Source organism: Micromonospora sp. DT44 (genome assembly GCF_049841635.1).
GTDB lineage: Bacteria > Actinomycetota > Actinomycetes > Mycobacteriales > Micromonosporaceae > Micromonospora.
The window spans coordinates 48,701-60,255 of the sequence record NZ_JBNCKS010000045.1; the positions used below are offsets into that span (position 1 = coordinate 48,701).

General features: G+C 70.5%; 11 protein-coding genes. All 11 read left to right on the forward strand.

Going from position 1 to position 11,555, the window contains the following annotated elements; all coding sequences use genetic code 11:
• Positions 1-383: 383 nt before the first annotated feature.
• The 11 genes from ACLQ25_RS24150 (at position 384) to ACLQ25_RS24200 (ending at position 11,471) form a co-directional block, all read left to right on the forward strand.
• The gene (locus ACLQ25_RS24150; RefSeq protein WP_425733069.1) at positions 384-1,136 is read left to right on the forward strand and encodes a flavin reductase family protein; all 753 of its coding nucleotides are present in this window, start codon (positions 384-386) and stop codon (positions 1,134-1,136) included.
• A gap of 174 nt (positions 1,137-1,310) precedes the next feature.
• A complete protein-coding gene (locus ACLQ25_RS24155; RefSeq protein ID WP_425733070.1) occupies positions 1,311-1,676 on the forward strand; it encodes a DUF485 domain-containing protein in 366 nt (121 codons plus the stop codon).
• On the forward strand, positions 1,657-3,345 hold the full coding sequence (locus ACLQ25_RS24160) for a solute symporter family protein (RefSeq protein ID WP_425733071.1): 1,689 nt from the start codon (positions 1,657-1,659) through the stop codon (positions 3,343-3,345). The genes ACLQ25_RS24155 and ACLQ25_RS24160 overlap by 20 nt, the downstream gene beginning before the upstream one ends.
• An 81-nt stretch (positions 3,346-3,426) precedes the next feature.
• A complete protein-coding gene (locus ACLQ25_RS24165; protein WP_425733072.1) occupies positions 3,427-4,404 on the forward strand; it encodes an NAD-dependent epimerase/dehydratase family protein in 978 nt (325 codons plus the stop codon).
• A 76-nt stretch (positions 4,405-4,480) separates the two neighbouring features.
• Entirely contained in the window at positions 4,481-5,695 is a 1,215-nt protein-coding gene (locus ACLQ25_RS24170) for an LCP family protein (RefSeq protein ID WP_425733073.1), read from the forward strand.
• A gap of 181 nt (positions 5,696-5,876) precedes the next feature.
• A complete protein-coding gene (locus ACLQ25_RS24175; protein WP_425733074.1) occupies positions 5,877-7,136 on the forward strand; it encodes an LCP family protein in 1,260 nt (419 codons plus the stop codon).
• 221 nt (positions 7,137-7,357) lie between these two features.
• Positions 7,358-8,275, forward strand: a complete 918-nt coding sequence (locus tag ACLQ25_RS24180) for an LCP family protein (protein ID WP_425733075.1) — start codon at positions 7,358-7,360, stop codon at positions 8,273-8,275.
• A gap of 58 nt (positions 8,276-8,333) precedes the next feature.
• Entirely contained in the window at positions 8,334-8,669 is a 336-nt protein-coding gene (locus ACLQ25_RS24185) for a rhodanese-like domain-containing protein (protein WP_425733076.1), read from the forward strand.
• A gap of 10 nt (positions 8,670-8,679) precedes the next feature.
• Positions 8,680-9,468: a glycerophosphodiester phosphodiesterase gene (locus tag ACLQ25_RS24190; protein ID WP_425733077.1), complete on the forward strand. Its 789-nt coding sequence runs from the start codon at positions 8,680-8,682 to the stop codon at positions 9,466-9,468.
• Between the two features lie 83 nt (positions 9,469-9,551).
• A complete protein-coding gene (locus tag ACLQ25_RS24195) occupies positions 9,552-11,006 on the forward strand; it encodes an ATP-binding protein (RefSeq protein ID WP_425733078.1) in 1,455 nt (484 codons plus the stop codon).
• A 60-nt stretch (positions 11,007-11,066) separates the two neighbouring features.
• Positions 11,067-11,471: an ATP-binding protein gene (locus ACLQ25_RS24200; protein ID WP_425733079.1), complete on the forward strand. Its 405-nt coding sequence runs from the start codon at positions 11,067-11,069 to the stop codon at positions 11,469-11,471.
• The last annotated feature ends 84 nt before the right edge of the window (positions 11,472-11,555 follow it).

Sequence of the window (11,555 nt, forward strand, 5' to 3'; positions counted from 1 at the left end):
GCGCCGCGCCGTCCAGGGTGGAGAGCACGCGGCCCGGCTGGTGGAGGCGATGACCCGGCGGTCGGTCCTGCGTCGGGCCGCCCCGGTCATCCCCCGATCGGGGCGGCCCTCGCATCCACTGGGAGGAGGTCAGCCGTGCACGGGTTCGTTCCTGGTCGCGGCGGGACGCGGTGGTCGTACTCGATGAGGAACGTGGCGACGACGGCCGTGCCGGGCGCGATCGAACCGGCACGCAGCGGCGCGGCGCGTCTCGCGCGGGGACCTGCCATCCCCACAAGCGTGATGCCTGTGCGTCATCTTGATGACTCACCGGCATCACGCTCACTGAGGCATTGCCTCCCGCCAGCCGCCGGAGGCGCGGGGTGAGTCGGCCGCACCTTCCGATGCGACCGCTGTGGCGGTGTCGGGGCTGCGGCGCGCACTGGCCCTGCCAACCGGCGCGGCTGGCGTTGCTCGCCGAGTACCGGGACGACCGCACGGCGCTGCTGTTCTACCTGGGCACGCTGATGGCCGAGGCGGGCGATCAGCTCGCCCGGCTGAGCGGGCGACCCGCCGACCTGCACGCACGCTTTCTGGGCTGGGCGCGCGGACGGGGCGGCACAATGTTTCACGTGAATCATGAGCCGGGCGCCGAGATCCACCACACCGACCCGTTCGCGGTGCCGACCGGGCAGCGGTCACCGGCCCGCAGGCTGCGGGGACGGCTCGCCTCGCCGGTCACCCTCTGGACGGCGCCCGGCCCGGCGGGACTGACGGTCTCGTCGACACTTGTCGCGGAGGGGGAACCGGACCGGCTGCTCGGTCTGATCGACCCGGAGTCCGACCTGTGGGCCGCCGTCGAGGAGGCCGGTCGGTTCGCCGTCGCGCCGCTCGGGCCGCCACATCGGCAACTCGCCGACCGCTTCGCCGGCCTCTTCCCGGCGCCGGGAGGGCTCTTCGCCACCGGCTCGTGGACCGACACGCCCTACGGGCCGGTGCCGTCCGACGCCGGCGGCTGGGCGGGGTGCCGGCTGGACACCGCCCGGGAGTACGGCTGGGGCCTGCTGGTGGAGGCCACCATCGAGGCCGTCGACCTGGTCGAGGACACCACGCCGCTGCTGCACTACCGGGGGCGGTACCACGAGCTGCCGGGCTGACCAGGGGCCTGGGAGCGCGACCGGTCACCGGAGTGACGTGGGTCACTCGGCGCACCCAGTCAACCGCTCGGCGCACTCGACGACCGGCGTCGATCTCGACCTTCCCCGTCGGGGAGCGTGCCTCCTACGGTGCGCGGAACTACCCCCGACGCCTGTGAAGGTGGTGATCCATAGATGTCCACGGACACACCCGCGCCGACCGCTTCCCAGGCGGACAAGTACCTGGCCGTGCAGCAGTCGGACGAGTTCGCCGGACTACGCCGCGCGCTACGCGGCTTCGTCTTCCCGATGACCGTCGCGTTCTTCCTGTGGTACGCGCTCTACGTCATTCTCTCCGCGTACGCCCGGGACTTCATGGGCACGAAGCTGTTCGGCAGCAACATCAACGTTGCCCTGGTCTTCGGCCTGCTCCAGTTCGTCTCGACGTTCGTGATCGCCTGGCTCTACTCCCGGTACGCGGACCGGAAGATCGACCCGGTCGCCGACCGGATCCGTGCCGAGATCGGGGAGGTGACCCACGATGACGGTCCACGCGGCTGACCTGCTCCTCGCGGCCGAGGCCGGTAACCACACGGCCCGCAACCTGACCATCACGCTGTTCCTGGTGTTCGTGGCGGTGACCCTGGGCATCACCATCTGGGCCAGCCGGCAGACGAAGACGGCTACCGACTTCTACGCGGGCGGCCGGTCCTTCTCCGGATTCCAGAACGGCATGGCGATCGGTGGCGACTACATGTCGGCCGCCTCGTTCCTCGGCATCGCCGGCATCATCGCGCTCTACGGCTACGACGGCTTCCTCTACTCGATCGGCTTCCTGGTCGCCTGGCTGGTGGCCCTCCTGCTGGTCGCGGAACTGCTGCGCAACTCCGGCCGGTACACGATGGCCGACGTGCTGGCCTTCCGGATGCGGCAGCGTCCGGTGCGTACGGCAGCGGCGGTCTCCACCATCACGGTGTCGATCTTCTACCTGCTGGCCCAGATGGTGGGCGCCGGCGCGCTGGTGGCGCTGCTGCTCGGCATCAAGCCGGGCACGACCTTCCTCGGCATGGACGCGGCCACCGCCAAGGTGGCGACCATCATCATGGTCGGCGCCCTGATGATCATCTACGTGACCGTGGGTGGCATGAAGGGCACCACGTACGTGCAGATCGTCAAGGCGTTCCTGCTGATGAGCGGCGCGCTGCTGATGACCGTGCTGGTCCTCGCCAAGTTCCACTTCAACCTGTCGGAACTGCTCGGCGCCGCCGCCGCGGCCTCCGGCAAGGGCGACAAACTCCTGGAACCGGGCCTGCGGTACGGCGTGGAGGTCGCCGGGAACTCCACGCAGACGTTCTACAACAAGATGGACCTGCTGTCGCTCGGCATCGCGCTGGTGCTCGGCACGGCCGGCCTGCCGCACATCCTGATCCGCTTCTACACGGTGCCGACCGCCAAGGCGGCCCGCAAGAGCGTGCTCTGGGCCATCGGCATCATCGGCACCTTCTACCTGCTCACCCTGGCCCTCGGCTTCGGCGCGGCGGCGATGGTGGGTGGTCCGGCGATCATCGCGCAGGACAAGGCCGGCAACACCGCCGCGCCACAGTTGGCCGAGGCGCTCGGCCTGGAGTTCTTCGGCGGTGAACTGGGTGGCGCGGCCCTGCTGGCGATCATCGCGGCGGTCGCCTTCGCCACCATCCTGGCCGTGGTCGCCGGGTTGACCCTGGCCTCCTCGTCCAGCCTGGCGCACGACTTCTACGCGAACGTCCTGAAGAAGGGCGAGACGTCGGAGCGCCAGGAGGTACGGGTCGCCCGGTTCTCCGCCCTGGTGATCGGCGCGATCTCGATCCTGCTGTCGATCTACGCGCAGAACCTCAACGTGGCGTTCCTCGTGGCGTTGGCCTTCGCGGTCGCCGCCTCGGGCAACCTGCCGGCGATCCTCTACAGCCTGTTCTGGAAGCGGTTCAACACCTCCGGAGCGGTGTGGGCGATCTACGGCGGTCTGATCTCGGCCGTGGTGCTGGTGTTCTTCTCACCGGTCGTGTCGGGCGCGGCGACGTCGATGTTCCCGGACCACGACTGGCAGTGGTTCCCGCTGTCCAACCCGGGCATCCTGTCCATCCCGTTCGGGTTCCTCTGCGGGTTCGTCGGCACGCTCATATCGAAAGAGCACGACGAGGACAAGTACGCGGAGCTGGAGGTTCGCGCCCTCACCGGCGCGGGCGCCCACTGATCGAAGCGCTGGGCCCCCTGTCGACGCCACGCGTCAACAGGGGGCCTCTCGCTGTTCAGGGGGGTCGGTAGGCTGACCGGCATGAAGGTTGCTGAGCGCTTCGGTTCCGGTCACCGCGTTCTCGTCACCGGCGGCGCCGGTTTCGTCCCGTCGCACCTGGTCGACTCCCTGATCGCCCGGGGCTGCACGGTGGTGGCCCTGGACAACTTCGTCACCGGCTCCAAGGAGAACGTCGCCCACCTGCTGGACCGGCCAACCTTCACCCTGGTCGAGGCGGACCTCTCCGACGGTCTGCCGACGCACCACCCGGCGCTGACCGAGCGCTTCGACGCGATCCTGCACATGGCCTCGCCGGCCAGCCCCACCGACTTCGCCCAGCTTCCGGTGGAGATCCTCCGGGTCGGCTCGGTGGGCACCCTGCACCTGCTGGACCGCGCGGTCGCCGACGGCGCCCGGTTCCTGATGGCCTCCACCAGCGAGGCGTACGGGGACCCGAAGGAGCACCCACAGCGCGAGACCTACTGGGGCAACGTCAACCCCATCGGCGTCCGCAGCGTCTACGACGAGGCGAAGCGCTTCTCCGAGGCGGCCACCATGGCGTACCACCGGTACCGGGGGCTGGACGCCGCGATCGTGCGGATCTTCAACACGTACGGCCCGCGGATGCGCCCGGACGACGGTCGCGCCATCCCGACCTTCATCTCCCAGGCGCTGCGCGACGAGCCGATCACCGTGCACGGCACCGGCAACCAGACCCGGTCGATCTGCTTCGTCGAGGATCTGGTGCGGGGCATCCTGCTGCTGCTCGACTCGACCGAGACCGGCCCGGTCAACTGCGGTACCGAGCACGAGATGTCCATGCGTCAACTCGCCGAGTTGATCGTGTCGCTCTCCGACAGCAACTCGGAGGTGACGTACATCACGCGCAGCGCGGACGACCCGGAGATGCGTCGGCCCGACCTGACCCTCGCCCGTGAACTGCTCGGATACGAGCCGGCCGTCACGCCCGAGGACGGCCTGCGACGCACGATCGAGTACTTCCGGGCGCGGCTAGGGTAACCGGCTCGCGGCGGACCGCCGATCGCTGAGTGTCACCTGAGGGCGGTAGTGGCTCCCGCTACGTACCCTGATTTGCATGTCAGCGACCTCTGCCGGCGTTCCCCAGCCGTACCTGCACCGCAGCGCCGGGCGCGCCTCGGTGCCCGGCCCCGACCGGGGCGCCTCCGGACGCGCGCGTCCGGCCGAGGCGCGCTTCTACCCGTCGTACGACGATCGGCAGATCGGCCCAGGCGGCCCGGCGGGGCCGACGGGACCGGGTGGCCGCGGCGGGTCGGGACGGCGTGGTCCCCGCCCACGCTGGGGACGGATCGGCCTGGTGGCGGGCATCGCGGTGCTGGTGTTGGCGCTGCTCGGCGGCCTGGGCGCGTGGCTGTACGCGCGCAACCTCAACAACGACCTGGCCCGCACCGATCCCTTCGCGGAGATCACCGGCGGCCGGCCGGCGAAGCCTGTCGACGGCGCGTTGAACATCCTGCTGGTCGGCAGCGACTCCCGGGACCCGGACGCGCCCGTCGACACCAAGAGCCAGTGGCGGGCCGACACGATCATCGTGATGCACATCCCGGCCGACCACAAGGAGGCGTACCTGGTCTCCATCCCGCGTGACCTGTACGTGCCGATCCCGGAGAGCGCGGGCGCGGACTGCGGCTCCGGCCGGCGCGCGAAGATCAACGCGGCGTTCGCCTTCGGTGGCCTGCCGCTGGCGGTCCGTACCGTCGAGTGTTTCAGCGACGTCCGGATCGACCACGTCATGGCGATCGACTTCGGCGGGTTCAAGGAGGTCACCGACGCCCTCGGCGGGGTGGACCTGAAGGTGGAGCGGACGATCACCTCGATCCACAAGCCGTACCGGACGTTCACCAAGGGCACCAACCACATGGACGGCGCGGAGGCGCTGGACTGGATCCGGCAGCGCAAGCAGTTCCCGGACGGCGACTTCGCCCGGATGCGGCACCAGCAGGACTTCCTGCGGGCGCTGATGGACAAGGCGGCCAGCACCGGCACCCTGGCGAACCCGAAGAAGCTCAATGACTTCCTCAAGTCGGTGACCGCAGCGGTGACCGTCGACCAGGGCTTCTCGTTGACCAATATGGCAGTGCAGTTCCGGAGCCTGCGCGGTGAGAACCTCACGTTCCTGACCAGCCCGAACTCGGGCAGCGACACGATCAACGGCGAGTCGGTGGTGGTCTCGGACCGGGAGAAGGCGCTGGCGATGTACAAGGCCATGTCGGCGGACACGATGGCGGACTGGGTGAAGGCCAATCCGCCGAAGAACTCCGACGGCGGCTGAGCGCGCGGGGGCCACGGCGGTCAACCCATTGTGAGACCCACTCACCGTTTCGGTGATCGAGTACGACCGATCGCACGGTTGACGGAACCTGTCGTCCCAATTGAGTCCAGATGAACTCGCAAAGTCGAATTGATGTACGTACAGTGGGGCCGCCCCCTCCTGATCACGAGCTGGAGCACGAATGCCGGTTCAGGCCAGCCGTCGCCCTTCGTCCACCGGATCCGCCGCGCAGAGCGGCCGGATCGCCGCGTCCATACCGGTGCAGCCCGGCCGATCGGGCGGTGGTCCGGGCGGTCGTCCGCCGGGCGGTGGCGACGGCCGGACGGGCGGCAAGGGACCGGCGAAGAAGCGGCCCCGGCGCAAGGATCCGCTCTGGGCCCGCCTGACCGTGATCTTCGGTGCGGTGCTGATGCTCAGCAGCGGGGTGGCGATCGTCGGCACGAAGGTGCTGGTCGGTCAGGCCACCGGTGACATCGCCCAGCGCAACCTGCTCGGCGACGCCGGCAAGACCGACGCCGAGGGTGGCGCGAGCCTGGACGGGCCGATCGACATGCTGCTGCTCGGCGTGGACGCCCGGGAACGCTGGGCCGCCGACGACGTCCGGTCGGACAGCATCATCATCCTGCACATCCCGGCCTCGCACGACCAGGCGTACCTGATCTCGATCCCCCGGGACACCGAGGCGCAGATCCCGCCCTTCAAGAAGAGCGGCTTCGTCGGCGGCACCGACAAGATCAACGCTGCTTTCCAGGCCGGCGCCCGCAACGGCGGCGGCTGGGAGGGTGGCGCCCAGTTGATGGCCCAGACGATCAAGCGCCTCACCGGGGTCAGCTTCGACGGCGCGGCGATCATCAACTTCGGTGGCTTCAAGAACGTCATCGACACGCTGGGCACGGTCAAGATCTGCGTCAGCCACGAGGTCAAGTCGCACCACATGTCGTTCGTCGACGGCAAGCCGATGTGGAACGCCGACGCCAAGAAGACCGGCAAGTCGATGACCCCGGTCGTGCACAAGAAGGGCTGCAAGGAGATGGAGGGCTGGGCCGCCCTCGACTACGCCCGGCAGCGGTACGGCCTCCCCGGCGGCGACTACGACCGGCAGCAGAACCAGCAGCAACTGATCAAGGCGATGGCGCGCAAGGCCACCGATGGCGGCATGCTGACCAACCCGGCCAAGATGAACTCGTTGATCAAGGCAGCCGGCAAGGCGTTCGTCCTGGACACCGGCGGCGTGCCGATCGAGAACTTCATCTTCACGATGCGTGGCGTGACCGCGAACGAGCTGACCATGTTGAAGACCAACAACGGCAGCTTCAACGGCAACGGCAACAACCGTGAGGCGTTGAACGCGGAGACGATGGCGATGTTCGAGGCGCTCAAGCAGGACAAGCTCGCCGAGTTCGTCTTCAGCCACCCCGAGGTGATCTCCGGCCGGAAGTGACGGCCGGGCGTGGCCAAGTCGCGCAAAGCCCGGCGACCGTCCCGTCACTGACCGTAGCCTGACGTGAGCAAGGTTCACGTATCGGCTGCGGGGAGGCGGTCACGTCCAGGTGGGGACGGAACGCGGCCGGCCGGGCACACCCGGCCGGGTCGCGCCGCGATCGCTGGCCACGCCTCCTGCTCGGCATCGGACTGGCCCTCGTCCTGCTGGCCGGGCTCGCGGTGGTGGGCCTGAAGACACTGACCCACCGGTACGACCGTACGGTCACCAAGGAGCAGTTGCTCGACGCCGACGCCCGCACCGACCGGACCAACCTGGACGGGGCGCTCAACTACCTGCTGATCGGCACCGACAAACGCGCCGGCAGCAGCGAGCCGGACCAGCGCTCCGACACCATCCTCATCGTGCACGTACCCGCCGGACGACGTGCGGCGTACCTGGTCTCCATCCCGCGTGACCTGCTGGTCGCCATCCCCCCGGCGAACGGCTTCGGCGGCGGCCCCGACAAGATCAACGCCGCGTACGAGCACGGCGGCGGCGGATCGGCCGGCGCCCGACTGCTCTCCACCACCCTGAACCGGCTCACCGGCATCCGGTTCGACGGCGCCGCGCTGATCGACTTCTCCGGCTTCCGGAAGGTGATCGACCTCCTGGGCGGGGTGCAGATGTGCGTCGACACCGAGGTGCGCTCGATCCACACCAACCGGCTCTTCCGGACCGGCTGCCAGCGGATGAACGGGGCACAGGCGCTGGACTACGTACGGCAGCGCTACGACCTGCCCGGGGGCGACTACGACCGGCAGCGCCACCAGCAGCAACTCCTGCGGGCGATGCTGGACAGCGCCGGCGACGCCGACCTGCGCAACAATCCGGTGAAGCTGGACCAGGTGCTCCGGGCGGTCGGCGGCTCGTTGACCGTCGACACCAACGGCGTACCCCTTGAGGATCTGCTCCTCGCGCTCCGCGCGCTGCCGCCCGACGGGATGCGCGGCGTCCAGGTGCCCTCGTCCCCGCAGATGATCGACCAGGTCTCGTACGTGGTGCTCGACAACGGTGGCAACGGGCTGTTCGAGGCGGTCCGGGGCACTCGCGTACCGGACTGGGCACAGGCCAACCCGCGCTGGGTGACCCGGTTGTGACCGTGGCGACGGCCGGGTCGGTGCCGATCCGGCCGCCGAGGATCTAGTGTTGCTTCCTGTGTTCGGACCCCAGGTTCCCACCGTGCCCGTGACCGAGATCGCCGACGACACCTACCTGCTCGATGTGCGGGAGGCTGACGAATGGGCGGCGGGCCACGCCCCCACCGCCCACCACCTGCCGATGATGGAGCTGCCCGCGCGGCTGGCCGAGGTGCCGACCGATCGGGACGTCGCCGTCATCTGCCGCTCCGGCGGACGATCCGCCCAGGTCGTCGCCTACCTGATCAACAACGGCTGGGGTCAGGTACGCAACGCCGACGGCGGGATGCGCCAGTGGGCAGCGGTCGGCCGGCCAGTGGTCGACGCGAACGGGCAGTCCGGCCAGGTCATCTGAGGCGGGCGGGATGGGCGGGCCACTGGTCTTCGCGCACCGCGGCGCCTCGTACGACCTTCCGGAGCACACCCTCGCCGCGTACCTGCGCGCCCTCGACGAGGGCGCCGACGGCCTGGAGTGCGACGTCCGGCTGACCCGGGACGGTCATCTGGTCTGCGTACACGACCGGCGACTGGACCGTACGAGCAACGGTCGCGGGCTGGTCAGCGCGCGAACCCTCGCCGAGTTGGACGCGCTGGACTTCGGCTCGTGGCATCCGGCCGGCGCATCGAGCGGTGACCTGCCGCCGGACGAGTCGCACACCCGGCTGTTGACCCTGGCCCGGCTGCTCGACGCGGTGCTCGCCGCCGGGCGGCCCGTCCGGTTGCTCGTCGAGACGAAGCATCCGTCCCGCTTCGGCTCGCTGGTGGAGCGGCGGCTGGTCGACCTGCTGCGGCAGTACGGGCTGGCCGATCCGGCACCGGACGACCCGGTCCAGGTGACCGTCATGTCGTTCTCCCCGCTGGCCGTACGCCGGATCCGGGAGTTGGCCCCGGCGCTGCCCACGGTGCTGCTGCTGGAGGTGCTTCCACCCTGGCTGCGGCTGGGCCGGCTGCCGTTCGGCGCCCGCATCGCCGGCCCGGGCATCGGCCTGCTCCGGGCCCGCCCGCACCTGCTGCCCGCGCTGCGCGCCGCCGGCAACCAGGTGTACGTCTGGACGGTCAACGAGCCGGCCGACGTGGAGCTGGTGCTGGCCGGGGAGGTGGACGGGATCATCACGGACCGACCGGCGCACGTCCTGGCCCGGCGGGACCGCTGAACGGGCCTGTCGAGGCGAGCGAGCCGGCGCCTGTGCGACAACCGGGGGTGCCGAAAGCCGGGCCGGCGGGGCAGACTCGGCACATGCCGGAGCGTATCGACTTCCCCGCTCTTCTCGCCGGCCACACCGTCGTGATCGAGATGATCAATGCGGGGGACGCGGGCCTGCCGGTCCTCACCCAACTCCTCCGGATGGCCCAACCGGCGCTGTCCGCGAGCGGAATGGCGTTCGTCGAGTTCGGTCCCACGGGCGGCCGGGTGATCGCGGCCACCGGCGCGGCGGAGTGGGCGCTCGGCCGCCCGCTCGCGGCGGACGACCCGGACACGGTCCGCCTGCTCTCCGGCCCCCGGGTGAGCCAGGTCCGGGTGACCGATCTGAGCGGCAAGCTCGCCGCCGAACTGGCCGGCAGCGGCCTGCGCCGGATGGTGGTGTCCCGGGCCGAGATCGGCGGTCACACCGTCGGCAGCCTGCACGCCCTCTATCCGGGCGACGACGAGCCGGGCGCCGAGCAGCAGGGAGTCATCGCGTACCTCGCCTCGTGCGTCGCCCACATGTACGGCGACCAGAGCGGACTGCCGGTGCACGGCGACGGGCCGGTGGTGGCGGCGCTCGCCGACGGGCTGGCGGTGGTCGACCGGGACGGGCACGTCCGGCTGTGGAATCCGGCCGCCGTCCAGGTCACCGGCCGCACGACGGACCAGGCCCTGAACCGGCCGTTGCCGTTGCCGCTGCCGCCCGCCGGCCAGGTCCGCGACCACCGGCTGCCGGACGGGCGCTGGCTGCGCATCACCTCCGGCGACCTGCCCGGACCGGGCGCGCTGCGGGTGGTCACCTTCCGCGACATCACCGACCAGCAGCGCCGCGATCACGACCGGGAGCTGTTCGTCGCGGTGACCAGCCACGAGCTACGCACGCCGGTCACCGTCATCAAGGGGTACGCGGACACCCTCACCGACCACTGGGAGTCACTGACCGACGGCGACCGGCGGCAGGCCGCCCGGGTGATCGGGCAGCGCGCCAACGAGCTGGCCCGGTTGGTCGACCGACTGCTCTCCTCGGCGGCCGAGACGGGGCCCGCGGACGAGCCGCCCACCCCGTTCGACCTCGGTGCGGCGCTGCGCGCGGCCGTCGTGGACCTGCCGGCGGAGCTGCGGCACCGGCTGACGCTCCGCCTGCCCGTCGACCTGCCCAAGGCGCTCGGCCACCGTCCCAGCCTGGCCACCGTCCTGACCGAGCTGGTGACCAACGCCGGCAAGTACTCGCCGCCGGGGTCCCCCATCGAGATCACGGCCGGGGTCGACGGTCAGTTGGTCGCGTTCCGGGTGAGCGACCGCGGCATCAGCATCCGACCGGAGCACGTGGAAAGGGCGTTCGACCGGTTCTGGCAGGGCGAGTCCGGTGACCGGCGCGGCTACCCCGGAGCGGGGCTCGGCCTCTATCTCGTCCGCCGGATCGTTGAACAGCAGAATGGATGGGTATCCCTACGTCCGAGGACCGACGGCGGTACGGTCGCAGAGGTGCGGCTACCGCGCGGTTGACCAGCAGGGCGCGACGTGGAGGCGACGGTGGCGACGGCGGCGAGGGATCGGGCGTGGTGCGTGGTGGTTCCCCATCACCCCGCCGGCGCACGACTGGCCCGGCATCGGCTCGCCGACGACCTGGCGGACGTCGTGCCCCCGGCGCTCCTCGCGGATCTGATCGCGGTGCTCGCCGAACTGGTGGGCAACTCGGTCCGGCACGCCCACCCGCTGCCCGGCGGCGTGGTCCGGGTGGCCTGGCGGCTGCGGCCGTCCGCCGACGGCCCACGGATCCAGTTGGGGGTGACCGACGGCGGCGCGGCCACCGGCCCACGGATCCGCACCGCCAGCCTCGACGCGGCGGACGGGCGGGGCCTGCACATCGTGGCCGGCCTGGCGACCCGCTGGGGCGTCGAGCGGGACGGCATGGGCCAGCGCGTCTGGGCGGAGTTCGAGCCCACTCCCCGGCTGGTCGCGGCGAACTAGCTTGATTTTTAACCTGTGCGGCGTGGCCTAGGGCTATTCGAAGTCTTCGTTTTCTTCGTGTCACTCTTTGGTTTTGTGCTGGTG

Excerpts from the sequence above, each read along its gene's own strand:
- ACLQ25_RS24150 (WP_425733069.1), top strand. The coding sequence starts at position 384 with ATGCGACCGCTGTGGCGGTGTCGGGGCTGCGGCGCGCACTGGCCCTGC.
- ACLQ25_RS24155 (WP_425733070.1), top strand. The coding sequence starts at position 1,311 with ATGTCCACGGACACACCCGCGCCGACCGCTTCCCAGGCGGACAAGTAC.
- ACLQ25_RS24160 (WP_425733071.1), top strand. The coding sequence starts at position 1,657 with ATGACGGTCCACGCGGCTGACCTGCTCCTCGCGGCCGAGGCCGGTAAC.
- ACLQ25_RS24165 (WP_425733072.1), top strand. The coding sequence starts at position 3,427 with ATGAAGGTTGCTGAGCGCTTCGGTTCCGGTCACCGCGTTCTCGTCACC.
- ACLQ25_RS24170 (WP_425733073.1), top strand. The coding sequence starts at position 4,481 with ATGTCAGCGACCTCTGCCGGCGTTCCCCAGCCGTACCTGCACCGCAGC.
- ACLQ25_RS24175 (WP_425733074.1), top strand. The coding sequence starts at position 5,877 with ATGCCGGTTCAGGCCAGCCGTCGCCCTTCGTCCACCGGATCCGCCGCG.
- ACLQ25_RS24190 (WP_425733077.1), top strand. The coding sequence starts at position 8,680 with ATGGGCGGGCCACTGGTCTTCGCGCACCGCGGCGCCTCGTACGACCTT.
- ACLQ25_RS24195 (WP_425733078.1), top strand. The coding sequence starts at position 9,552 with ATGCCGGAGCGTATCGACTTCCCCGCTCTTCTCGCCGGCCACACCGTC.